This window comes from Burkholderia sp. Cy-637, assembly GCF_011753175.1.
Classification (GTDB): Bacteria; Pseudomonadota; Gammaproteobacteria; order Burkholderiales; family Burkholderiaceae; genus Burkholderia; species Burkholderia gladioli.
This window is the reverse complement of sequence record NZ_VWWC01000117.1, coordinates 1-23902: the sequence shown is the minus strand read 5'-3', so window position 1 is coordinate 23902 and position 23902 is coordinate 1. Positions and strand designations below refer to the sequence as shown.

Genomic DNA, 23902 nt, shown 5'->3' with positions numbered 1-23902 from the left:
CGTGTCGGCCGACGCCGAGCCGGCCGGCACCCGCTGAACCCGGCGCGCTTGAGCCGACGCGCTTGAGCCGGTGAGCTTGAGCCGGTGAGCTTGAGTGGACGCGCTCAAGCCGGCTCGCTCAGGCCGCGGCCGCCAGCTCGCGCGCGATCGCCAGCAGCAGCGCGGCCAGTGCCGACAGCGGCCGCTCGCGCCGCGTCACCGCGACGATGCGCCGGCGCATCACCGGTGCGGCGATCGGGATTCGCGTCAGCCCGTATTCGCCGAGCAGGCGCGACGGGATCCGCATCGGCAGGATGCACTGGCCGTTGGTCAGCGAGACCAGCTTCAGCATCGCGTCCATCGAGTCGACCTCGGCGGCCACCTTGGCATCGAAGGCGCGACCGTGCAGCATGCGGCGCAGCGCGTAGCTGGGCGGGAACACGATCAGCGGCGGCGTGTGCGCGTCGAGCGTGATGGCCGCCAGCGAGGCGAAGCGCGAGCTCTGGTGCACCACGAAACCCATCTCCTCGTCGAACAGCGGCGTGATCTCGAGCAGGTCGGAGGCCACCGCCGCGTCGTAGACGAAACCGATCTCGGCGCCGCCGCCCTCCACCATTTCCGCCACGCCCGGCGAGCTGCGCTCCAGCAGCGAGACGCTGGCGTCGGGACGCTGCCGCATGAAGCGCGCGACGATCTCCGAGACGAAGTCGTGGCCGAGCGTGTGCACGGTGGCGACATTGAGGTTGCCGGCGGTCAGCCCGTGGCGCTCGCGCAACTGCATCACCGCATCGTCGATCGCCTGGTAGGCCGGCCGCGCGGCTTCGAGCAGGCGGCGCCCCGCGTCGGTCGGCTCGACGCCTCGGCCGTGCCGCACGAACAGCGGCTGCCCGACATGGCGCTCGAGCGCGGCCAGTTGCCGGCTCAATCCCGATTGCGACAGCGACAGCGCCTCGGCCGCGGCCGACAGCGACCCGCGGTTCGCGATCTCGAGGAACAGCCGCAGCGGATGGTCGATATTGCCCTTCATGAACCCTGCCTGACACGAAAACCGGATCGGTAGCGGCGCGCGCGCCGGCACCGGCGCGCCGAACGCGCTCGGATTATTGCAGGTCTGGAGGCAATCGACAGGGATGCCCGAACGGGCGGGAAACGGGGCTATCGGCCGGCACGCGCGGCAATGAGCGGGATGCGCGGAAGCGGTTGCGGATGCAACGGTTTCGCGCGGCGGGCGACCGGCGCCGCGCGATCGCCTGGCTTCAGTGCGAGGCGCCGGCGCGCAACTCGCGCGGCTTCAGGAACGGCGAGAGCAGCGCCATGGCCAGGCCCACGCCGACCAGGCAGGCCATCGGCACGTCGAAGCTGCCGGTCAGGTCGCGCAGCAGGCCGACCGCGAACGGGCCGCAGGCGGCGATCAGGTAGCCGACCAGCAGCGAGAAGGCGTTCCAGGTGTTCGCTTCCTCGGCGCTGTGCGTGTTGTCGAGCGGCAGCGCCATGCCGAGCGTGAAGCCGCCGGCCAGCCCGCAGGCGGACAGGGCCACCCACAGCGTGGTGAGCTGCATCGGCGCCCAGGCGATGCCGGCCAGCCCGGCCACCGCCAGCGCCGCGCACAGCAGCAGCCAGCCGCGCCGGTCGTGATGGCGGCTCAGCGAACCGATCACCGGGTTGGCGACCGTGAACACCGCCATGAAGGTGGCCAGCACCAGCCCGGCGCGCTCGGGCGACAGGCCGTGCTCGTGATACGAAGGCGGCAGCCAGGACAGCAGCGCGTAGAACAGCAGGTTGTCGCAGGCGAAGTAGAGGGCCACCAGCCAGGCCTTGGGATCGCGCAACGGCAGCCGGACCGCGGCTCGTGCCGGTGCCGCGGCGGCAGGCGCGGCGCCCGCATCGGAGCGCGCCACCATGCGCGCGCCGAGGATCGCCACGATGCCGAGCACGCCCCACACGCCCGCGCCGAGGCGCCAGCCGAACGCCGAATGGCTGGCCACGAAGCCGGTGGCGGCCGCCGCGAGCGTGCTGCCGAACGACAGCGCGGTGGCATAGATGCCCATCAGCAGCGCCACGCGGCTCGGGAATTTCGCCTTGATCAGGCCGCCGAACAGCGCGCCGGCGATCGCGATGCCGGCGCCCACGCCGACCGTGGCCGCCAGCAGGCCGAAGGTGTTCGGCGCGAAGGCGCGCGCCACGGTCGCCAGCGAGAGCAGCAGCAACGCGCCCATCAGCACCGCGTTGCGGCCGAAGCGGCGCGCCAGCCACGGCGTGGGCAGCGCGAGCAGGCCCATCAACAGGTCGGGGATCGCCGTCATCAGCGAGGCGGTGGCATGCGAGATCGCGAAGGTCTGCTGGATCTGCGGCAGCAGCGGCCCCATCGACACGATGCCGGGCCGCAGGTTGATCGCCACCAGCACGATCGCGACGATCAGCGGCCACTCGCCGGCCAGGCCGGGTTTCGCGGGTGCGGCCGGCGCGCTTGCCGCGCCTGCCCGGGCGAGCGCCGCCGCGGTCCTCGCCTCCTGCGCGGAGCCGGCGCCGCCGCGCCCCGCCATCTGTTCCGTCGTCTGTCTGTCGCCACGCATGGGAATCACTTTGGGTTGGTTATCGTGTTCGGTACGTCCGGCGCCGTCGCGCGCCATGCCCGCCGGGCCGCCGCGACAGTATCGACGGCGAACACGCGGCGAGCCATGAAGCGGCGCGCATAGCAGCTATGCGCGCCGCTGGCCGTCGCGACGGCCAGCGGCCTCGAGCGGCCTCAAACGGCCTTGATCTCGCCGCCGTCCATACGCAGCGTCGAGCCCACCATCCAGCGCCCGGCCGGCGACAGCACGAAGGCGAACAGCTCGGCGATGTCCTCGGGCGTGCCGTAGCGCGTGATGCCGGCCTGCTGCGGAAATTGCTCGATCGCCTGCTCCACGCTCATGCCATGCGCGGGCGCGTATTTCTCCAGGTAGGAACGGCGCCGGTCGGTCATCACCGGCCCCGGTAGCACGCTGTTGACCTGCACGCCGTCGCCCACGCCGCGCTCAGCGAAGGCCTTGGCGAGCGCGACGATCGCCGCGTTGACGGTAGCCACCGCCGCGAAGGCCGATTTCGGCGCCTGCGCCGAGTTGCCGGAGGTGAAGATCACCGAGCCGCCGCTCGCCTTCAGCGCCTCCCAGGCATGCACCGTGAGACGCCGCGCGCCATGCAGCTTCAGTGCGAAACCATCGTCCCATTGCGCGTCGGTCATCTCGAGCACGTCGATCTGCGGCACCGCGCCGGCGATATTGAGCAGCGCGTCGATGCGCCCGAAGGCCGCCAAGGTGCGCGCCACCGCCTGCGCCGCCGCATCGGGCTCGCGCAGGTCCAGGTCGAGCGCGAGCGCCTGGCTGCCCGCCGCGCGCACCGCCTCGGCGGTGCCCTCGAGCAGCTCGCCGCTGCGCGCGACCAGCACCAGCGCATCGAAATCGCGGGCGAGACGAAGCGCCGTGGCGCGGCCGATGCCGCGGCTCGCCCCCGTCACGATCGCCACTCGCGCCGCCTTGCCTGCCTGCTCCGTGTTGTTGCCGTTCATCTCGCTGTCCTCCGTCCGTCTCTCGGTTTGATGGATGCGGGACGGATCGCGCGGCGCCGGGCACGAATCTTCGCTTCGCAATCCTGACGAATGCGATGCGTGCCCGGCGCTTGCGGCCGTCCTGCTCGATTGCGCCATGGGTGCCGCGGATCGCTCCGCGCGCATGCCGTGCGCCATCGACAGCGCTCATTCTAGCGATGCGATGTAACTTTTCAAGTGATATTTTGACGGTTACACGATTATTTTTCGGAACCGTCTCGTCGAACCTGTCGCAGGTGGCCCGAAGCAGCTCGGAGCGGCTTCAGTCGGCCTGGTAGACGCAGTGCAGCGCCTTCTTGGTGATGCGCTCCTCGTGCGGGTAGCCGAACGCGTTGTTGAGGTAGCGGATGCCGTCGAGCACCACCTCGCGGTTGACGTGGCTGTGCCCGTAGAGATGCAGGTCGGGACGGATCCGGCGCACCTGCGCCTCGATCAGGCTGCTGCCGAGCACCGGATAGAGCATGCGCCGCGAGGCGGGGATATAGGCCGGCATCACGTCGATGCGCGGCAGGAAATGCGAGAAGCTGATGGTCGGCCGGCCGCGCGGCAGGTCGTCGAGCACATTGAGGCCGGTGAAATACTCGGCGACATGCCGGCTGGTCCAGCCCTGCGGCCAGCGGCAGGCATGGAAGTCCATCCAGGCATCGCGCAGCTCCCGGCCGGGCACGCCGAAGGATTCGTCGTACCAGCCCAGCAGCGGCACGATCGCCACGCCGTCCACCAGCTCGGCGCGCAGCGTCGCGCCGCTCGCCTCGGCCACCCGCCGCACCTGCTCGAACTTGTCGAGCGAAGTGGTGCCCGGCGGGTCGCGCATCACCCACAGCTCGTGGTTGCCCGGCACGAAGAACACGCGCCGGAAGCAGCTCGCGAAGGTACTCAGGCAGCGCTCCAGCCGCTCCAGCGAATCGGATACGTCGCCGGCCAGGATCAGCACGTCGCGCTGGTACTCGCTGCGCGACAGCGACGCCACCCATTCGGCATTGCCTTCGAAATCGACGTGGATATCGGACAGGGAAAAAATGCGCATCGTATCGACGGTTTCCGCTTGACTCGGGGCCGGCGGGCCGGCGAAACCGGGACCTTATCACGCCCTCGGGCGCCACGTATGCCGCGCCCCGCGCGGCTTGCGGCCGGCACCACGGCGCTTCGCGAGCGGGCTCGCGCCTTGCGTGGCCGGTTCGGCATGGCTTCGGCGCCACATCGGCCGGCTGCCCCGGCCGTTTCCCGCGTGCGGCGGCTCGCTGCCCTTGCCACGGGCCCGAGCGACCCGCCCCCGTTTACCAGGACAGCCCGCTATGGGTTTTATCTCCATTTTTAATTGCCAAACACGAATGAGAATAATTATCATTCGTGAATGTGAGTCTGACATGTCCGATGTGAATCGCCTTTCCCGCCTATCCTTTGCTCAGCAGCAGGACCGCGACCGATGCCCGATCCGATGATCCCCTCCCTTCCCTCGCCAGCCGGCCAGTTCCGCCCGCCCACGCCCTGGACCCGTTTCGCCGGTGCCGGCGCGCTGGTGGCGGTCGGCTACATGGATCCCGGCAACTGGGCCACGGCGCTGGCCGGCGGCGCGCAGTTCGGCTACCGGCTGCTGAGCGTGGTCGCGCTGGCCAGCCTGATCGCGATGCTGCTGCAATGGGTGACGGCGCGCGTGGGCGTGGTGACCGGGCGCGACCTGGCCGAGCTGTGCCGCGAGCGGCTGTCGCGGCGCGCCACGGTGCTGCTGTGGCTGGCCACCGAGGCGGCCATCATCGCCTGCGACGTCGCCGAGGTGGTGGGCTGCGCGGTGGCGCTGCAATTGCTGCTGCACGTACCGCTGCTGACCGGCGTGCTGCTCTCGGCGGTGGGCACCTTCGCGATGCTGGCGCTGCAGCGGCGCGGCCATCGCACGCTGGAAATCTGCGTGGCCGCGCTGATCCTGTTCGTCGCGCTGAGCTTCGTGGCCGAGCTCGCGCTGGCGCGGCCCGACTGGCTCGGCGTGCTGGGCGGCTTCGTGCCGTCCACCGAGCTGGTGCGCAACGCCGGCATGGTCTGGCTGGCGGCCGGCATCGTCGGCGCCACCGTGATGCCGCACAACCTCTACCTGCATTCGGCCCTGGTCAAGCGCCACGTGCCGGCCGGCGAGGACCGCGACGCGGCGATCGCCGACACCATGCGCGGCGTCAGCTACGACACCTTCGGCTCGCTCGGTTTCGCCTTCCTGGTCAACGCGGCCTTGCTGATCGTGGCCGCTGCGGTGTTCCATGCCAGCGGCCATACCGACGTGGACGACCTGGCCGACGCGCATCGCCTGCTCGCGCCGCTGGTCGGCACCGACTGGGCCAGCCTGCTGTTCGCCGCGGCGCTGCTGGCCTGCGGGCTCAATTCGACGGTGACCGGCACGCTCGCCGGGCAGATCGTGATGGAGGGCTTCCTGAAGCTGCGCATCGGGCCGACCCGGCGCGCCCTGCTGACCCGCGCGCTGGCGATCGGCCCGGCGCTGGTGGCGGTGATCGCGTTCGGCGACCACGGTTCGGCGCAGTTGCTGGTGGCCAGCCAGGTGGTGCTGAGCCTGCAACTGCCGCTGGCGGTGATTCCGCTGGTGCTGTTCGCCGCCAGCCCGGCGCTGATGGGGCGCTGGCGCATCCGCGGCTGGGTGCTCGCCGCGACCTGGGCCAGCACGGCGCTGATCCTCGCGCTCAATGTGGCCTTGCTGTGGCAGCTGTGGGTGGCCTGACGCGAGGAAGCGCCAAGCCAACGGCTTCGACGGCCGACCGGAAACGAGTCGGCCAACCAGCGCCGGCCGATTACGGTCGGCGCCGTGCCGCGTTGGCTCGCCGTCAGAGGTAGCCGAATTCCTGCAAGGCCTCGTGAGCGGTGTTTTCGCAATGCGACTGAAAATCGGCGGGCAATTCATGCTTCCATGAGTTGGCCCGCTCCGCCAGGAACGGGCGAGAGAGATTCAAGTGGCTTTGGTCGTAGCGCAGCGCCGGAGCGCGATTCGTGCTGTCGAGCATCGCTTCCTCGAACGGCAGACCAAGGAACTCGCTGGCTTGACCGAGCACGCGCCGCGGGTCGTCGACCAGATCCTCGTAGCGAATCAGCAGGTAGTTGTCCCGCGCGTGCATGGTCTTGTACAGATGAAGGTTCGTGTAGTTCCAAAGCCGCGGGAAATACTCCTCGATTCCGGTCGGTGCCCAACTGACATGCTTCAGCGAAGACAAGGCACCGCGCACATCGCGCACGATATGGAGGAAACGCAGATCGCTGTCGAGCAGGCCGACCTGCTCGAGCTTGCGGATCGAAAGCAGATCGTCGGGAGTCTTGTCCCCGCCGATGCAGCGGCCGGTGTTGTGCGCCATCCGCGCGTAGATCGCGCTCAGCACCCCGGCAAGGGTCGGTTCGGCGCCGGTGACGACGGCCTCGACCTCCGCTGCCGAAATATAAGGCTGCAGAACTTCGATGAAATCGTCGGCCGAAGTAATAATCTCGACGATCAGCCGGCGCGCGACCGCCCAGTCGCTGATGCAGCCGAGCACATGGGCGATCGGACTGATGAAGGTGGTTTGATTGGGAATGAAGATCCCGCTGTGGAGATTGAGCGCCTCCTTGAAGAGCGTAGTGCCAGAGCGAGGGGACCCAAAGAGAATGAACATGATCGAAAAATGGCAAGACACTGCATGGAAATGCGGCGACGGCGATGACCAGAGGCCGCGTCTATGCGATTCGGCATGAATACCGATCGACAGGGCACGGTTCGATGCCCCGCCGTTACGCCGCGAAATATCGCGTTCGGCGTGCGAACGACGCCGGGGCCGCGATCACCCGGGGCGCCGAAGCTCGAAATGACGCATCAGGCGATCAACGCCATCCGCGCAAGTGCTCTGATCGGTGACAATATGCAAACCGGGCGAGACTGGACGTTCATAGGGAGCGGAAATGCCGGTGAAGCCTGGAATCAGACCCGCGCGTGCCTTCAGGTACATGCCTTTCGGATCACGCTGCATGCAGCTGTCGAGCGAGGCGTCCACAAACACCTCGACGAAACGATCGGCACCTACAATCTCGGCGGCTTGCCGCCGATCCTCTTCAAACGGCGACACCAGCGATACCAGCACCACCAGGCCGGCATCCACCGCCACGCGAGCAATTTCGGCGGTACGGCGTACGCTTTCGGCACGGCCGGCGCGATCGAAACCCAGATCGCAATTCAGACGAGCACGCAGTTCGTCGCCATCCAGCACGAGCGCGTCGCGATGCCGCCCTCGCAACTGTGCGGCAAAGGCACGGGCCAAAGTGGTCTTGCCCGCGCCGGGCAGCCCGGTAAGCCAATAACAGAGCGCGGCTCGCGCATGCGAACCGGGAACGGCCCCGGGTCGCCTTAATGCGACAGCCGGTTGAGCCTCTTGGAACGTATTCATGGCACTACCTTTACGGGATTCGATTTCGGCTTATGAATGCCGGTATGTTCCGTCGTGCGCTGTCTGCAAATCTCAAGCAATGGGGCAAGGCATCGGCCCATACCCATGCCCGAGCGCCGGAAGAATGCAAGCGTCAACGAGAATAAAAACCAATACCGCATTCCGACTTTCGCCGAAGCAACGAAAGCGGCCACATGAAATTCCGATATCGGAGGATTGAGCTGGGCCCATCACTTCACATCGAGATGATCCTTGCCAACTACCGTTTTTCACGAAACCGAAACGGCGCATCGGGAATTCGATGCATACGGCAATACAATGGGATCACTTCGAGCCTCGGATTCGACGTTTATAAGATTTTTGGTCTGCGTTGAATCTTACGCGACGATCGCAAACGTTGCAATTAATCATAAATATTACTTTATTACGCAATATTTTCTTAAGGTTCTGCTGAGTGAATCCAAAATTTCTTACGAAACGAAAAACGCCGGCTGCCCTGCAATAGCGTTCAAGACACCCGCCGCGCGCGATCGAATAATGCGGTCCTCATCGCTTTCCAGGAGGATTTCCGCATGAACCCAGTGATTCCCGAGCACAGCGCGGCGCCGGTCGCCGAACGCTGCGTGATCGTGGTCGACAACCAGTTGCCGCCCGGGCGCGCCGCCAATGCCGCGGCCGTGCTGGCGCTGACCCTCGGCCAGCGCCAGCCGGCCCTGGTCGGGCCGCCGCTGGTCGACGCCGACGGCGTCTCGCATCCGGGCCTGATCCCGATCGGCATCGCCGTGCTCTCGGCCGAGGCGGCCCGGTTGCCGTCGATCCGCGACAAGGCGGTGGCGGCCGGCTGCGAGGTGGTCGACTTCCCGGTGCAGGGCCAGCAGACCACCGACTATTCGGCGTTTCGCGACGCGGTCGCGCAGGTGACCACCGCCGAGCTCGCCTATCTCGGCGTGGCGCTGGTGGGCCCGCGCAAGGCGATCGGCAAGATCGTCTCGAATCTCGGCTTGTTGAAGTGAGACAGGCTGAAACCGCATGATGGTGGCTCGGGCGCCGGATCGGGAATCGCGCCGGACCTTGAATCGACAGCGACCGGCGCCGCCGAGCCTCAGGCGCGCGGCGCCCGAGCGCGCGTGGCGTCGCGGAACACGCCCGGCGTGACGCCCATCATGCGGCGGAACGAGCGCGTCAGGTGCGCCTGGTCGGCGAAGCCGCTGGCCGCGGCCACCTCGCCGAGCGGCCGCCCGAGCCGGATCAGCGCGATCGCCGCGCGCACCCGCGCCTGGCGCTGATAGGCATGCGGCGTCATGCCGAGATGGCGCTCGAAGGCGCGGAACAGGCGAAACACCGGCAAGCCGGCCGCGCCGGCGATCTCCTCGAGATGGACCTGCTGGTCCAGGCGCGCGTCGAGGAATTCGCGCGCGAGACGCACCGCGCGCGGCTCGGCGCCCGGTGCCGCCAGCGACGGCGATTCATGCACATGCCGCTCGAACAGCCGCGCGACGAAGCGCAGGTAACGCTCCTCGCGCCGCAGCGCGTCGCCCTGCGACTCCGATTCCTGGTGGACCCGATAGAACAGCGCGTTGAGCCGCGCATCGCCGATGATCGGCCCGCGGATCGCCGCGCCGCCGCGCGCCTCGCCATCGGACAGCAGCGAGCGCAGGTGCTCGGTGCGCACATAGACGGTGCGCTGGCGCCAGCCGCCCGGATCGACGGGGCCACCCGCGTGCGGCTCGTCGGCGTCGATCGCGTAGAGGTCGCCCTGGCGGGCCACGAACTCGCTGCCGCGCATGCGGATGCGGATCGCGCCCGAGGTGATCAGGGCGAAACAGGCCGTGTCGTGGGTGTGGACGTCGTAGGAGAAGTCGTGGAAATCGCCGCGCAGCAGTTCGGCGGCCAGCTCGGGCGCCTGCCAGATGCGCACCTCGGTCTTGCGCGCGATGGCCGGGGCCGCCTCGCCGGCGCAGCCGCCCGGCGGAAGGATCGAAGCTGTCATGCTGGAGCCGGCCGTGGCGGCGAAGTCGCGAACGCTCCAATGTACCATCGCCGGTAGGTGCCGGGCGGCGGGCGGCGCTGCCGATGTTGCCGATGTTGCCGATGTTGCCGATGTTGCCGATGTTGCCGATGTTGCCGATGTTGCCGATGTCGCCGATGTCGCCGATGTCGCCGATGTCGCCGATTCAGCCGACGCAGCCAGTGCCGCCAACAAGGCCACCAAGCCTCACGAGCCCTGACCACGACCGCAGCCACCAAGCGCCCTCCCGACCCGGCCCCGATCGCTCCCAACTCCACGATGCTCCGCGATCAGTGCACGATTCTCCGGATCCGCGTCGCGCCCCATTTGCCGATCCACGCGCCGGCGCGATAATCGCCGCAAGCCCCTGCCCTCGCTCCGAACCGCCGACGATATGGACGCCGCGCCGCCCCCCGCCTTCGACCCCGCCGCCTCGCGCGCCGCCCTGATGGCGCGGCTGCGCGCCATCGCCAGCCGCTTCACGCCGATCGACGGCCGCCACCCGACGGCGCTGCCGTCGCTGAGCTTCCACCGCTACTCCGCGCCGACCGCCGACGAATACGGCTTCAGCAAGGTCGCGCTGATCTTCGCGCTGCAGGGCGCGAAAACCATCACCGCCAGCGACACGCGCTACGACTACGACAGCGAACGCGCCGTGGTCACCGCGATCGACATCCCGATCACGGGCCGCGTGACCACGGCCAGCGCGGCGGCGCCCTATCTCTGCTTCATGCTCGAGCTGGACCTGAAACAGGCCGCCGAGCTGCTGGCCTCGCGCGAGCTGCCGCCGCCCGACGAGGCGCCGGCGGGAATCGGCATCTCGGTGGGCGCGCTGTCGCTGGAGCTGGTGGACGCGGCGCTGCGCCTGGCGGCCCTGCTCGACACGCCGCGCGACATCGAGGTGCTGGCGCCGATGATCGAGCGCGAGATCCTCTACCGGCTGCTGACGAGCCCGCAGGGCGGCCGGCTGCGCCAGTTGCTGGTGGCCGACAGCCGCGCCTCGCGCATCACGCGCGCGGTGGAGTGGATCCAGGCGCATTTCGCCGAGCCGATGCGCATCGACGATCTCGCGCGCCACGCCAACATGAGCGTGTCCTCGCTGCATCACCACTTCAAGGAAGCCACCGCCATGAGCCCGCTGCAATATCAGAAGCGGCTGCGGCTCTACGAGGCACGCAGCCTGCTGCTGCGCCGCTCGCGCGATCTCGGCGTGGTGGCCGCCTCGGTCGGCTACGACAACCTCTCGCAGTTCCATCGCGAGTACAAGCGGCAGTTCGGGCTCACGCCGCTGCAGGACGCCGGACGGCTGCGCGCGGCACGCTGAGGCGGCATCCCGCGACACGCCGCGCGCCAGCCGCGCGGCGCCCCTCGTTTTCGGAGACTTCCATGCGAAAACCCGCCCTGCGCGACATCGATCCCTCGAAGACCTATCGCCTGCTCGAATCCGGCCCGGTGGTGCTGGTCGTCACCCACGACGGCCGGCGCGCGAACGTGATGACGATGGGTTTCCACATGGTGATGCGCCACTCGCCGCCGCTGGTGGGCGCGATCATCGGCCCCTGGGACCACAGCCACGCGGCGCTGCGCGAAACCGGCGAATGCGTGCTGGCGGTGCCGGGCGCCGACTGGGCCGCGACCCTGGTGGAGATCGGCAACTGCAGCGGCGCCGAGCTCGACAAGTTCGAGCGCTTCGGCCTGGCCACCGCGCCCTCGAAGCAGGTGGCGGCGCCGCGCCTGGCCGACTGCCTCTACAACATCGAATGCGTGATCGAGGACGACACGCTGGCCGAGCGCCACGACCTGTTCGTGCTGCGCGCGGTGGCCGCCGCCGTCAACGACGCGCGCGAGGAGCGTCGCGTGCTCCACCATCGCGGCGACGGCACCTTCGCCGCCGACGGCGAGGTGTTCGACCTGCGCGAGCGCATGCATCGCTGGAAGGGCTTCCAGGTCGAGATCTGAAGCGCCGGCGCTCGCGCCGCGCAACGCCGCGCGAGATAGTCCTGGCGCTCGGATCGATAGCTGAAATGATCGGTTCGCTGCAGCAGGCGAAACCGGTACGTTAGCGGATTGCCTACCGTCTCCCGTCTCCAGGAATCCGCTTCATGTCCCGACTCACGCGCCGCGCCTTCTCCCGTTCCCTGCTGGCCCTGACGCTGGCCGCCGCCGGCCCGCTCGCGCGGGCGCAGGGCGCGCCCGGCGTGCTGCGCATCGGCTACCAGAAATCCTCGACGCTGATCACGCTGCTCAAGGCGCGCGGCACGCTGGAGAAGGCGCTCGCGCCGCTGAACACGCGCGTCGAATGGCACGAGTTCGCCAGCGGCCTGCCCTTGACCGAGGCGCTCAACGTCGGCGCCGTCGACTTCAGCGCCGACGTGGCCGATACCGTGCCAGTGTTCGCCCAGGCCGCGCAGGCCCGCTTCGTCTACCTCGCCCAGGAAGCGCCCTCGCCCTCGGCGCAGGCGATCCTGGTCAAGCGCGACAGCGGCATCGACACGCTGGCCGCCCTGAAGGGCAAGGACATCGCCACCACCAAGGCGGCCGGCAGCCATTACCTGCTGCTCGCCGCGCTGGCCAAGGCGGGCCTGGCGCCCGCCGACGTCTCGGTGCACTACCTGACGCCCGCCGACGGGCGCGCCGCCTTCGAGCGCGGCAGCGTCGGCGCCTGGATCACCTGGGATCCCTACGTGGCCTCGGTCGATCGTCGCCCCGAGGTCAAGGTGCTGGCCGACGGCACGGGGCTGGCCTCGTACCAGCGCTACTACCTCGCGGCCAGCGACTACGCGGCCGCGCATCCGGCCGTGCTGCAGGCGGTGTTCGACGCGCTGGTGCAGGCCGGCGACTGGCTGCGCGCGCATCCGGACCAAGGCGCGGCCGTGCTGGCGCCGATCTGGGGGCTCGACGCGGCCACCATCGAGCGCGCCAACGCGCGGCGCAGCTACGCGGTGCGCGCCGTGACCGCCGCCCACTTCCGCGAGCAGCAGAAGATCGCCGATACCTTCCTGAAGGCGGGCCTGCTGCCGGCGCGCGTCGACACGCGGCAGGCGCTGCGCTGGGATTTCGCGGCGCGTCGCGCGGTGGCGGTGGGAGCTTGAGCGCCTGAGGCGGCGCGCTTGCATGCCGGGCCGCCTCCCGCCAAGGAGGGCGCGGCCCGGTTCGCTTCAGTGCCCCGCCCAGCGCGCCTGCGTGACGTCGAGCTTGCCCGGAATCAGCTTCAGCGCCGTGAAGGCATCGGCGATCTGCTGCTGGTAGGCCAGCGTCGCGTCGCCGACCGGCTCGACGTGGTACGTGGCCCGCCCCAGCGCGAGTTCCAGCGTCGGCGCATCGAGCCCGACCAGCGGCGAGAGCTGGGCGGCCACCTCGGGCACGTGGTCGCGCGCCCAGGCGTCGGTGGCGTCGATCTCGGCCAGCACCGCGCGCACCAGCTCGGGATGCGCGCCGGCGAAGGCGCGGCTCGCCAGGTAGTACTGCGTGTTCCTGACGATGCCCTCGCCGTTGCGCAGCGTGCGCGCGCCGGTCTGGCGCTCGACCGCGGCCAGGTAAGGGTCCCAGATCACCCAGGCGTCGATGGCGCGCTGCTCGAAGGCCGCGCGCCCGTCGGCCGGGGCCAGGTAGACGGGCTGGATCTCGCGATAGTCGAGCTTCGCCTCCTGCAGCGCCTTGACCAGCAGGTAGTGGACGTTCGAGCCGCGATTGAGCGCCACCTTCTTGCCGCGCAGCTCGGCCACCGAGCGGATCGGCGAATCGTGCGGCACCACGATCGCCTCGCCTTTCGGCGCGGGCGGCTCGGCGCCGATATAGACGAAGTCCACCTTGCCGGCCTGCGCGAAGATCGGCGGCGTCTCGCCGACCGTGCCGATATCGACGGCGCCGGCCGCCAGCCCCTCCAGCAACTGCGGGCCGCCCGGGAACTCGATCCAGCGCACCGTCACGCCGAGCGGCGCGAGCCGCTTCTCGAGCGTGCCGCGCGCCTTCAGCACCACGAAATTGCCGTACTTCTGGTAGCCGATCCGCAGCGTGGTCTCGCCGGCCGCGAGCGCCGCGCCGCTCGCGCCGAGCGCCGCCAGGCCGGCGCCGGCCAGCCCCGCCGGACGTGCCAGCGCGAGCGCGGCGGCGGCCGCCGCCTTGAGCCAGTCGCGGCGGCGCGCGCCGTCGTCCGGCAGGTCCGCCGTGCTGTCGTGGTTGGGGGGGATCGGGTGGCCGTGTCGCATCGTCAGGTGTCCGGGGTTCGCGCAGTGCGGTTGATCGGCGGCCGCGAACCAGGGCGCGCGGCCGGAGCGCCGATGGTAATCAAGGCGGCCCGCAAGCCAAATCCCGATTGCTGCAATGCTTATCGAGGCGATGCGATAGCGGCTGGACACACGGTCGTCCCGCCGCCCCGGCTGGATCGCCGGCCGCGCCGGGCGGGAGCGCCGCCGGCGATCGACAACGCGAACCCGGACGAGATCCGGGCGCGTTCAGGCGACGTTCAGACGGTGGTCAAGCGGCGTTCAGGCAATCGTCAGCGTCACGGGCGGCAGGCCGGCGATCTGGCCGACCGCCACGCCGCTGCCGGCCACCTGCACCATGCCGACATAGGTACCGGCCGTGATCACCTGGTCCGGCGTGAGCGCCACGCGCCGCGCGACGGTCGCGTGATTGACCAGCCAGGCCAGCAGCCGGCGCGGATCGCCCGCCGGGTTGCCCGGCGTGCCCGAGAACAGCGATTGGCCGTTGAAGGTGAAGGACAGCGAGGGCGCGAGGAACGGCAGGTCCTCGCGATACGGGACGAATTCGCCGGCCGCGAGCGCGGCGTGGTTGAGCAGGTCGGCGAGCTGGGCGAGGCGCTCGACGTCGGGAAAGCGGGCGAAGCGGCTCGCCACCACCTCGATGGTCGCGCCCACCGAGGCGATCGCCGCCGCCACCTCGGCCTCGCCATAGGCGGTCTCGCTCGGCTCGAACACGCGGCCCAGGCGAAACGCGATCTCGAGTTCGAGCCCGAAGGGCCGCCGTGCGTCGGCGGTATAGACGGCGGTATCGCCATGCATCACGCCGTGCGTCGGCAGCGGCGCGGCCGCGGGCGGCGCATCGGGCGACTTGGCGCCGACCTTCCAGCCGCCGATCCCGCCGCCGAGCGCGGCGATCAGCTCGTGCTGCGCCGCGTAGGCGGCATCGGCATCGGCCGGCTGCAGGGCCGCGGGCAGCGCCTCGATCGGCTGGTGGTTCGCGTTCGCCTGCGCGAGCAGGCGGCCAAGGGAAAGGGAGTCGTTCATCGCGGGGATCAGGTGGTGGCCGGGGATGGCGGACGCGCTGCCGCCAGGGCCACATGCTACCGGCGAATCGCCGCGCCTGCCGGGCGCGGCGCGCGCCGCCTCAGAACCGGTAGCCGAGCGAGGCGAAGGTGGTCCACTCGGTGCGGCGCTCGGTGATCGGGCTGGAGGCCGCGAAGCGCTGCAGGCGCCCGAGCGTCGAATTGAGGGTGCCGACCCAGTGACGCGAGAAATCGTGCGTCATATAGAAGTTCAGGTGCACGTCGCGCACGCCCGAGCCGGTGCCGTAGGACGGCAGGCCGGAAGCCGCGCTCTCGGCCGGCGAGATGCCGAACAGGGTGCGCGTGTAGGCGCCGTTGGCCCAGGTCAGGCCCGGCCCGATCGAGAACAGCCAGCCATTGAGCGGCAGCGAGGCATAGAGATCGGCGCTGGCGGTGGTGCCCTGCCCGTAGCCGAGCACGTCGCGATAGACGGCCAGCGCGCCGGTGAAGGCCCAGATCGTGTAGTCGGCGAACAGCTTGAGCTTGGGGCCGTCGTGCACGTCGGGCAGCCCGCGCAGGCGCGCGTCGTCCTTCGCGTCGCGCGACTGGAAATCGAAGCTGACGGCCATCCCGAGGTGGTAGGTGTCGCCGCTGGACAGCACGTTCCAGCCCAGCACGTCGGGGCCCTGCGAGAAGAAGCGGTCGCGGTAGGAGATGTCGAGCGCGGGGAACGGATAGGCCTTCAGGTGGCGCGAGCCCGGATACTGCGGCGCCACGTAGACGCCCGGGCCGATCGTGATCTTCCAGGGCGAGGCGCCGCTCGCCGCGGTGCCGGCGACGGCCGTCGCGCCGCTGCCGGATTCGGCATCGGTATCGGCCTGGGCGAGCGGCGCCGCGCAGGCGAGCGCGGCGGCCACGGTGATGGTAGCGGCGCGGCTCGCGGCGCCCGGCATGGAGCGGGAAAGGACTGGCTTCATTTGGTCTTGCGGGCCACCGCCGCGAGCTGGCGCAGCCGCCGCGCGAGCGCTTTCGACACGACCGGCGGCGCCCCCGCGCCGGCGCCGTGCGCAATCTCGCTCTCGCGCAGGAACAGCGCGGTCTCGCGCGCGACGATTTCCCGTTCGTTGTCGGAAGTGATCATGTGATACGAATCGTCGAGCCAGATGGTGCGCAGGAAGCTCGCGCCGATCCGCTCGATGATGGTGTTCGGGTTGCGCGGGCTGGAGGTCTCGTCGTCGATCGAGTGGATCACCAGGGTGTCGTTCTCGATCTCGCCGAGCTGCCGGCGCGCCAGCCGCGCCAGCCGGTTCGCCTGGTGCAGCGCCGGCAGCGAGATCTCGGACGGGCCGACCTCGCTGAATGCGTCGCGCTCCATGGCGCGCGCGATCTTGGCGCGCAGCGCCTCGTTGCGCAGCCCGAAGGGCTCGGCCTCGCGGTAGCGATAGCGGTGCCGCAGCGGCGTGTAGTAGGCCAGGTCGAGGATGAAGCGGTACCAGGGGATCGCCCAGCCGTTGTAGGTCAGCGTCAGCGACAGCAGGGCCAGCGCCTGCGCGTCGGGACGCTCCTGGATCAGCCGCAGCGCCAGCGCCCCGCCGATCGACAGCCCGACCACCGAGACGCGTTCGTAGCGCGCGGCCAGCGCATCGTATTCGCGCACCGCGCCCTCGATCCAGCGCTCCATCGGCAGCTCGGCCGAGCCGGCGCTGTAGCCCTCGATCACCGGCGCGCAGATCGTGAAGCCCTCGTCCTGCAGGTAGCGCGCGAGGTAGCGCAATTCGAGCGGGGAACTCGACAGGCCGTGCAGCAGCAGCACCGCGTGGCCGTCGCCCTCGGCGAAGATCGGCGCGGCGGCGGAGGGTTTGGCCGTCGCCCGGGTCAGGCCGCTGTCGCTCGCGCCCATCTCAGGCCTCCTCGGTGCGCAGCACCAGAAAGTCGCCGGCATGCGTGGTGAAGCGCTCGCAGATGCAGGGCGCCAGGCGGAAATCGCCGCCCAGCGCGGCCGAGCGGATCCGCACGCGGTGGCTGCCCGCCGACAGCGCATGCGTGACGCGCTGGATATCGTCGGGATGGAGCTCGGCATGCAGCGGGCCGGGGGCGACCTCGCCGTCGAAGGGCAGCGGCGCGTCGACGCTCTGGCCGACCTGGGCGCGTTGCACGGCGTCGCGCTCGAGCGCCTTGATCAGAATCAGCTCCTGCTGGTGCTGCGCGAGATAGCGCAGCAGCCGATGCGTTTCGTCGACGGCGCGGCGTGCCAGCGCCCGCTCGTTGTCCTGGCGCAGCAGCATCTCGTAGCGCGACTGCGCCACCGCGGTGACCAGCCCGGCGCGATACTGCGCGCGGCGCAGGCGCTCGACCAGCACGATCACCAGCAGGGTCACCAGCGGATAGGAGATCAGCAGCACCACGTCGCCGCGCTCGATCACCAGGAAGTTCTCGAGCGAGCCATAGGGCGGCACGAACAGGAAGTCGGCGATCACCAGGCCGAGCAGCATCACGGTGAGCGCGGGCGCGAGGCCCAGATAGTATTCGACCAGCACCGCCGCGATCGCGAAGGCGGTGCCGGGCATCACCGGCCCAAGCAGCGGATGCAGGGCGAGCCGCACCGCCAGCGCGAGCACCAGGGCCCCCGCCGCGTATGCCCAGCGCCGCATCCCCGCGGGCGCCCAGAGACTCGCATTCCGAACTTTCATGTTTACCGGATATTTCAAAAAACGGTGAATGGTAACGAGTTTCGGGCGAGATTTGGCGAGCGCGACACGATGTTTTTCAACTTGTCACGCAGGCGTAAGGAGAAAGGGGCGGGAACGTGAAGTTTGTTGGTTTTTCGTCGTGTTTTGCGTCTGAATCCGCGTCTCGTTCGCAGTGGCTCGCGGCGACCGATGGCGGCTCGCGCAAGGCCCGGATCGACGGCGGATCGAGCGCCGGCGCCTGCCCTTGCGGCATGCTTGCGGTTCATGCCCCGGCGCCCGGGAGCCGGCCCGCAACGGGGCAGGATCACGCCGGCCGCGTTCTTCCCCGCCGCGCGTCGAGCAAGCCGCGTGCTCGCCCAGGCGCGGCGCATCCCGTCGCCGGCGCGGCCCGCGATCGGCGGCGGCCTTACATGCCGTCGATCGGCGTGACGTCGGGGCCGAAGACCACGCAGCCGAACGCGAAACGGCCCGGCTCGGCGGCCATGGCGCCGGCGAAGCGCACCGCCGGCAATCGGTGCGCGCCCGGCAGGTAGGTGCTGCCCGGCTCGGCCAGCGCGTCGGCCTGGCGCTTGGAGAGCGGCGCCGTCCAGCGCAGGTAGCCGGCGTGGAAGCCGGCGACATGGCCGTCTTCCTGGTTGTTCGAGATATCGAGGCCGGCCGGCACCGCCGAGGGCAGCGCCGCGAGCCGGCGCGCCGCGGCGAAGGCGGCGACGTCGCCGCTGGTTTCGGCGTAGAGGCTCAGGTCGAGATCGGCGTCGGTATCGCCGCTTTGCTGGCGCGCCAGATGGACCACGCTGACGGGATTGCCCTCGATCGTCACCGGGCGCGGAAAGCGCACCCGCATCTCCTCCCAGCGGTCGGCCGGATCCTCGCGGCGATCGTCGATCAGCACCCCGCCATCGTGCGCGTAGCCGGTGATCGACAAGCCCGCCTCGCGCCAGGCGGCACGCTCGGCCGGCGATGGCGAACGCGCGCCGGGCTGGCAGCTCAGCAGGGATTGGAAACGGGCGGCGGCGAGATCCACGCCGTCGGCGTGCGCGGCATGCGCGGCCGGCAGGACGGCCAGCAGCCAGAGCGCGGCCCAGCCCCCCCGGGCGACCCGGGGATGCGCGCGGCGCGGCGCGGCCGGCGCCCGATGCGGAGCCCGCCCGGACAGGGATGCCGGCGGGGTGAAACGGCGCGGGTGGTTCATCGTAGCAGCGTTCGCTGCGCTCCTTCTGGGGTCTCGTCCGCGCGCTGGCACGGCGCGGCAGGACAGCCCTGCATCATGCCGAGAAGCGCCCCGCTTGCCAAGCGCCGCGCTGGCCCGCGCTTGCCCTCAGAGCATGCTGCGCGGCCGCTTCATGGTGCCGTCGACGAAGCGGCGCGCGCGGAATTCGCCGAGCTCCAGCGAAGGCTGGCCGCTGTCGACCAGCTCGGCCAGCAGCCGCCCGACGATCGGCCCCATCGCGAAACCGTGGCCGCAGAAGCCGGTGGCGATGGCAAGGCCCCGCACCGCCTCGGGCGCGTCGATCACCGGGATCCCGTCGGGCAGCACGTCGATCAGGCCGGCCCAGCTCTCGACCGCCTGCGCGGCCGCCAGCGCCGGGAAGATGCGCTTGAGCCGCGCCAGCGCGCGCGGGCCCTGCGCCGGGTTCGGCTGCGGCAGCGGCTCGCGCGGCTCGATCGCGTCGTGGCCGCCCGCCAGGCGGCGCTTCAGGTCGGCCAGCAGCGCGCCGTTCACGCGCACCCGGAACTTCTCGCGGTGCTTCCAGAATTCCGGCAGGTAGAGCGACAGGCCGCGCAGATGGCCGAAGCTGAAGTCGAGATCGACCGTCATGTCGTCGGCGAGATTGATCGCGCCGTCGGCGCGCTGGCGGATGCCGAGCCCGTGGCCCCAGATGGTGGCGGCCGAGACGGCCGGCAGCGCGTTGGTGCGGATGCAGGTGCCGCGCACGGTCTGCTGCGGCAGGCGGATGCCGATGCCGTCGAGCAGGCGGAAGCTGGTCGCGCCGGCCGCGCAGATCACCCGCGCGCTCCTCACCCGGCCGCGCTCGGTGAGCACGCCCGTCACCGCGCCGTTGGCGGTCTCGATCGCCGTCACGCCGCAGCCGTCGAAGAAGCGCGCGCCGCCCTCGATCGCGCGCGCCGCGAAGGCGGGCGCCACCCGGCGCGGTTCGGCCTGGCCGTCGCTGGCGGTGTAGAGCCCGCCCAGCACCGGCGCGGCCAGCCCGTTCACGTGCCGGCCGACCTCGTCGCGCGACAGCGCGCGCGTGTCGAGCCCGTGCTGGCGCGCCACCTCGAGCCAGTCCTGATAGGCGGCCCAGTCGTCCTCCTGGTCGGCCAGGTAGAGGCAGCCGCCCTGGCGCCATTCGAGATCGGTGCCGAGCTCCCGCTCCAGGCCTTCCCAGATCCGCATGCCGGCCATCATCAGCGGCACCTCGGCCGCTTCGCGGCCCTGCTGGCGCACGAAGCCCCAGGCGCGCGTCGATTGCTGCCCGGCCACCCGCGACTTGTCGAACACCACCGCCTTGAGCCCGCGTCGCGACAGGTAGTAGGCGGCCGCGCAGCCCATGATGCCGGCGCCGACGATCACCACGTCGGCCTGTTCGGGAAAAGTGTCGTCGGGGCGCGAGAAGGCGCCGTGGAGCGGATAGGTGGTGGTCATGCGCGGCGTGCTGCGAATCGATCGAGTGGGAGGGAACCGGCCATTCTACCGGCCGCGGCTCCGGGATCTTTCGCGAATGCGCTTGAAGCCGCTTGCCGTCTCGCGCCGGATCGGCGCGACCACGGGCCAGGGACAAGACCGACGAACCGCCACGACCAGGCTGAAACCCGCCGCCCACGATCGGCCACGCACCGCCGGAGGCGGGTACTCGAGGACGTTCGCCAGGCTTTCGCGAGCCCCGCCCGGCCGAGCCACAAGCCGTGCCCGGCGCGAGTTTTCGCAATGTTTGGTTACAGCTTTCACATCCACCAGTGTAAATGTCGGCGGAGCCATTTCTGATTTGCGGTAAAGTTAACGTTTGCGTGCGTGGCCGGTCGGCTCGCTCTAGTACAGACGGCTTCGTCCGACATGAACCACACGTCGTAAAGCGACTTTCTCGACCCGATCGCACCCGCAGCATGGCCAACGAAGCAGTGACCACGGACTCCCTAGCCGTCGCCGAACGCGTGCGCGAGCTGATGAGCCGCAACGGCATCGGCAAACGGCAGCAGACCACCGAGCTGTGCCGGATTCTCGATCTCAGTTTCTCCCAAGGGCATCGCAAGCTGCGCGGCAGCAGCCCCTGGACCCTCTCCCAGATCCGCAAGGTCGCCGAAGCCTATGGCGAGCCCGCCGCGCAACTGTTCAGCGCGCAATCGCTCGACCCCGGCATGGTGGGCGCGAGCGCGCACGACGCGGTGCTGTTCGCCGGCGTGAGCGAGATTCCCTGCACGGTATGGATCGGCGCGCAGCTCGAGCCGGGCGCGCGCCCCGAGTTCGTCGCCTACGAGCACCAGGGCCGCTGGCGCGTGCTGCGCCACACCGGCGTGCTCTACCAGAGCGCCTACGACGTCCACAAGATCGAGATCTACCCGCGCCGCGCCGAGAGCGACCGGATGCTGGTGGCGGTGGTGGACGGCGATCGCGTCAGCGCCGATCTGGTGTGCCGCTATCTCGACGAGCAGGGTTTCGCGACCGCGCATTTCGAGCGCCTGCCGGCCTTCCTCGACGCGCTGCAGAGCCAGGCCTTCGACGCGGTGCTGACCGAATGGCTGTTCGAGGGCCGCTCGGCCACGCCGGTGATCCGCTCGGTGCGCGCCTCGGACAACCCCAGCGCGCCGATCTTCGTGCTGACCGACGCGCTGCTGTCGGGCCAGGCCAGCGAAGCCGAGATCGGCGACGCGATGCGCACCTTCGACGTGGTCTGCTACGAAAAGCCGGTGCGCCTGAGCCTGATGTGCGCCGACCTGGCCAAGCGCCTGTCGCAGCACTGAATTCGCCACGGCGCGAAAGCGCGCGCCGGCCCGCCCGGGCCGGCTGGAACCAGCCAGTCGGCACCAGGCGACCCGCGCCGCCCATCCTCGCGGGGCGATCCTCCGCCCCGCCCTTGCTCATCTCCCGCTACCGCTTCCCCGCTACAGCGCCTGCACCTGCACCGGTGCGCCCGGCTTGCCGTCGACCTGCGGCGCGATCACCAGGTAGCGCCGCCGATCCGGCGTGCCGTTCGCCGCGTCCGTGCCGGGCGCCACCTCGCGCCGGATCTGCCCGAGCGCATTGACGATCGCCGAGCCGGCCGGGTTGGTCATGAAGCTGGCGAGCGGCTCGATCGCGCCGCTGCCGTCGGGCGCGCCGGCCAGGCCCAGCACATAGGGATGCTTGGGCTGCAGGCCGGTGGCCGAGGCCTGCAGCACCTGCAGCAGCCCCTGGTCGAACAGGGCCACGCTGGTGGGCGCGGCGCCGGCCGCCGCCGTGCCGCCCACCGGCACCAGCGCCAGGTGCGCGGCCTCGCCCGAGACGCCGAGCGGCTGCGTATTGGCGCGGCCGTCGCCCTCGGGCACCGCGTCGGGCACATAGGCCACCGCCTGCGGCGCCTGGCCGATCGGCACCGTCGCGATCACGCGATTGCTCGCCGTGTCGATCGCCGCCAGCGCATCGGCATTCTCGAGGCCCACATACACGCGCGTGCCGTCGCCCGACGGCCAGATGCCGTGCGGCAGGCTGCCGACCGGAATCGTCGCGACCTGCGAGAAATCGTCGGTGCGGAACACCTTCACCTGGTTCAGGCCGCCCACCGTCACGTAGGCGAAGCTGCCGCGCGCGTTGTGCACGATGTTCACGTGGTTGGTGATCGGGCCGGTGTCGAGCGTCTTGAGCAGGGCGAAGGGCGGGCGCGCGTCGAACACCTGGGTCTTGCCGACATCCTTCAGCGTGAACCAGACCTGCCGGCCGTCGGGCGTGGCCGCGATGTTCGGGCAGAACGGGCTGGCCTGGGGCACATGGCCGACGATGGCATGGTCGGCCACCGAGATCACCTCGGTTTCCGGGTTGAAGGACGAGCACACATAACCGTATTGGCCGTCGGGCGAGAAGATCGTCATGCCCGGGCCGGCCGGCACCGTGATGCGGGTTTTCTCCTCAAAGCTCTCGGCATCGATCACCGACACGTAGTTCTCGCCGCGCACGGTCACCCACACCTCCTTGCCGTCGGGCGTGAAGAAGGCCTCGTGCGGCGAGCGGCCGACATAGGTGGTGTGCTTGACGGCATTGGTCCGGGTGTCGATGAAGCTGACCGAGTTCGAACCGATCGAGACCACCGCCAGCGTGTGGTGATCGGGCGAGAAGCCCATGCCGTGCACCAGCAGCTGGCCGCGGTAGAGCGGGCTGAAGTTGCCCGGCGAGGGATCGCCCAGGCGAATCACGCCCACCAGGTGGTTGTCGGCCGGATCGGTGACCGACACCGTGTTCGAGAACTGCTCGGCGGCATAGACGCGGTCGCGATGGCTGACCGGCACGTCGGGCGCGGCCAGCGCGCCGGGCGCCTGGCCGGCGCAGGCGGCCTGCGAGGCGAGCACCAGCATCGCGGCCGCGGCGGCCGACATCAAGGATCGACGCGGGGACGGACGCAGCGAAGCAAACAGCGAGGGAAAGCGCGGCGAGCTTTTCATTTGGATTCCTTATTCATGGACATGGACGAGTGGTGGTGCATCGACATCGCGGCCGACGGCTGCGACGGAACTGAAGCGGCGGATGAGGCGGACGAGGCTGTCGCCGGCCGCTGCTGGTCCGGCGCGGGCGCGGCGCTCGGCAGCGGCTGGCCGAGCGCGAGGCGCATCGCGACGATCTCCTGCTGCTGCTCGACCACGATCTCCTGCGCGATGCGGCGCAACTGCTCGTTGTGGCCGTAGCGCAGCTCGGCCTGCGCCATGTCGATGGCGCCCTGGTGATGCGGGACCATCATCGCGACGAAATCGCGGTCGACATCGCCGGACGGCTTGATGCTCATGTCGTCCATCATGCGGCTCATGGCGGTGTCGTTCTCGGCA

The 23902-nt window shown here is 70.1% G+C and carries 23 protein-coding genes; 7 read left to right on the top strand and 16 right to left on the bottom strand.

Annotated features, from left to right (window positions below; genetic code table 11):
* Positions 1-118 precede the first annotated feature (118 nt).
* The 4 genes from F3J10_RS25050 to F3J10_RS25035 form a co-directional block, all read right to left on the bottom strand.
* Positions 119-1006 (bottom strand): LysR family transcriptional regulator, encoded by an 888-nt coding sequence (locus F3J10_RS25050; protein WP_025099491.1) that lies wholly within the window; start codon positions 1004-1006, stop codon positions 119-121.
* Between the two features lie 229 nt (positions 1007-1235).
* Positions 1236-2552 carry an MFS transporter gene (locus F3J10_RS25045; RefSeq protein WP_240155707.1) on the bottom strand — a complete coding sequence of 439 codons (1317 nt, stop codon included), beginning with the start codon at positions 2550-2552 and terminating at the stop codon, positions 1236-1238.
* A 173-nt stretch (positions 2553-2725) separates the two neighbouring features.
* Entirely contained in the window at positions 2726-3526 is an 801-nt protein-coding gene (locus F3J10_RS25040) for an SDR family oxidoreductase (RefSeq protein ID WP_025099493.1), read from the bottom strand.
* A gap of 301 nt (positions 3527-3827) precedes the next feature.
* Positions 3828-4592 carry a metallophosphoesterase gene (locus F3J10_RS25035; protein ID WP_167243240.1) on the bottom strand — a complete coding sequence of 255 codons (765 nt, stop codon included), beginning with the start codon at positions 4590-4592 and terminating at the stop codon, positions 3828-3830.
* Between the two features lie 411 nt (positions 4593-5003).
* Here F3J10_RS25035 and F3J10_RS25030 point away from each other — a divergent pair, with 411 nt between their 5' ends.
* The gene (locus F3J10_RS25030) at positions 5004-6284 is read left to right on the top strand and encodes an Nramp family divalent metal transporter (RefSeq protein WP_046575374.1); all 1281 of its coding nucleotides are present in this window, start codon (positions 5004-5006) and stop codon (positions 6282-6284) included.
* Positions 6285-6387: 103 nt separating this feature from the next.
* On the opposite strand, the gene F3J10_RS25025 is transcribed toward F3J10_RS25030, so the two are convergent.
* Together F3J10_RS25025 and cysC are read right to left on the bottom strand one after the other, a co-directional pair.
* Positions 6388-7203 (bottom strand): sulfotransferase, encoded by an 816-nt coding sequence (locus F3J10_RS25025; protein WP_167243239.1) that lies wholly within the window; start codon positions 7201-7203, stop codon positions 6388-6390.
* Positions 7204-7368: 165 nt separating this feature from the next.
* Entirely contained in the window at positions 7369-7968 is a 600-nt protein-coding gene (gene cysC, locus F3J10_RS25020) for an adenylyl-sulfate kinase (protein WP_167243238.1), read from the bottom strand.
* Positions 7969-8540: 572 nt separating this feature from the next.
* Here cysC and F3J10_RS25015 point away from each other — a divergent pair.
* A complete protein-coding gene (locus tag F3J10_RS25015) occupies positions 8541-8981 on the top strand; it encodes a DUF2000 domain-containing protein (protein WP_166915992.1) in 441 nt (146 codons plus the stop codon).
* 89 nt (positions 8982-9070) lie between these two features.
* Here the strand turns inward: F3J10_RS25015 and F3J10_RS25010 are convergent, their stop codons facing one another.
* The gene (locus F3J10_RS25010; protein WP_025099498.1) at positions 9071-9958 is read right to left on the bottom strand and encodes an AraC family transcriptional regulator; all 888 of its coding nucleotides are present in this window, start codon (positions 9956-9958) and stop codon (positions 9071-9073) included.
* Between F3J10_RS25010 and F3J10_RS25005 the strand changes: the two genes are divergently transcribed.
* From F3J10_RS25005 to F3J10_RS24990, 4 genes are all read left to right on the top strand, one after another.
* Positions 9957-10196: a hypothetical protein gene (locus F3J10_RS25005; RefSeq protein ID WP_167243237.1), complete on the top strand. Its 240-nt coding sequence runs from the start codon at positions 9957-9959 to the stop codon at positions 10194-10196. The genes F3J10_RS25010 and F3J10_RS25005 overlap by 2 nt on opposite strands.
* Positions 10197-10370: 174 nt before the next feature.
* Positions 10371-11300: an AraC family transcriptional regulator gene (locus tag F3J10_RS25000; protein WP_167243236.1), complete on the top strand. Its 930-nt coding sequence runs from the start codon at positions 10371-10373 to the stop codon at positions 11298-11300.
* Between the two features lie 62 nt (positions 11301-11362).
* Complete coding sequence (locus F3J10_RS24995; RefSeq protein ID WP_205200449.1) at positions 11363-11935, top strand: flavin reductase family protein; 573 nt, start codon at positions 11363-11365, stop codon at positions 11933-11935.
* A 143-nt stretch (positions 11936-12078) separates the two neighbouring features.
* Complete coding sequence (locus tag F3J10_RS24990; RefSeq protein WP_167243235.1) at positions 12079-13068, top strand: aliphatic sulfonate ABC transporter substrate-binding protein; 990 nt, start codon at positions 12079-12081, stop codon at positions 13066-13068.
* 66 nt (positions 13069-13134) lie between these two features.
* On the opposite strand, the gene F3J10_RS24985 is transcribed toward F3J10_RS24990, so the two are convergent.
* The 7 genes from F3J10_RS24985 to F3J10_RS24955 all read right to left on the bottom strand — a co-directional run bounded on the left by F3J10_RS24985 (position 13135) and on the right by F3J10_RS24955 (position 20540).
* Positions 13135-14184, bottom strand: coding sequence for a sulfonate ABC transporter substrate-binding protein (locus F3J10_RS24985; protein WP_063804772.1), 1050 nt, complete (start codon positions 14182-14184; stop codon positions 13135-13137).
* Between the two features lie 279 nt (positions 14185-14463).
* Positions 14464-15225 (bottom strand): 2-keto-4-pentenoate hydratase, encoded by a 762-nt coding sequence (locus tag F3J10_RS24980; RefSeq protein ID WP_167243234.1) that lies wholly within the window; start codon positions 15223-15225, stop codon positions 14464-14466.
* A gap of 100 nt (positions 15226-15325) precedes the next feature.
* The gene (locus F3J10_RS24975; RefSeq protein ID WP_167243233.1) at positions 15326-16180 is read right to left on the bottom strand and encodes a MipA/OmpV family protein; all 855 of its coding nucleotides are present in this window, start codon (positions 16178-16180) and stop codon (positions 15326-15328) included.
* Positions 16177-17103, bottom strand: coding sequence for an alpha/beta fold hydrolase (locus F3J10_RS24970; RefSeq protein WP_013689965.1), 927 nt, complete (start codon positions 17101-17103; stop codon positions 16177-16179). Before F3J10_RS24970 ends, F3J10_RS24975 begins: the two co-directional genes overlap by 4 nt.
* 1 nt (position 17104) lies before the next feature.
* Positions 17105-17893 carry a DUF4118 domain-containing protein gene (locus F3J10_RS24965; protein WP_025099505.1) on the bottom strand — a complete coding sequence of 263 codons (789 nt, stop codon included), beginning with the start codon at positions 17891-17893 and terminating at the stop codon, positions 17105-17107.
* A 406-nt stretch (positions 17894-18299) separates the two neighbouring features.
* Positions 18300-19085, bottom strand: a complete 786-nt coding sequence (locus F3J10_RS24960) for a hypothetical protein (protein WP_167243232.1) — start codon at positions 19083-19085, stop codon at positions 18300-18302.
* A 126-nt stretch (positions 19086-19211) separates the two neighbouring features.
* Complete coding sequence (locus F3J10_RS24955) at positions 19212-20540, bottom strand: FAD-binding oxidoreductase (RefSeq protein ID WP_167243231.1); 1329 nt, start codon at positions 20538-20540, stop codon at positions 19212-19214.
* Between the two features lie 458 nt (positions 20541-20998).
* Here F3J10_RS24955 and F3J10_RS24950 point away from each other — a divergent pair, with 458 nt between their 5' ends.
* Positions 20999-21853: a helix-turn-helix domain-containing protein gene (locus F3J10_RS24950; protein ID WP_025099508.1), complete on the top strand. Its 855-nt coding sequence runs from the start codon at positions 20999-21001 to the stop codon at positions 21851-21853.
* A gap of 141 nt (positions 21854-21994) precedes the next feature.
* Here F3J10_RS24950 and F3J10_RS24945 read toward each other — a convergent pair whose 3' ends face one another.
* Together F3J10_RS24945 and F3J10_RS24940 are read right to left on the bottom strand one after the other, a co-directional pair.
* The gene (locus F3J10_RS24945; protein WP_167243230.1) at positions 21995-23524 is read right to left on the bottom strand and encodes a YncE family protein; all 1530 of its coding nucleotides are present in this window, start codon (positions 23522-23524) and stop codon (positions 21995-21997) included.
* The coding region (locus F3J10_RS24940) for a DUF305 domain-containing protein (protein WP_167243229.1) at positions 23521-23902 on the bottom strand (382 nt) is incomplete at its 5' end. The genes F3J10_RS24940 and F3J10_RS24945, both read right to left, overlap by 4 nt.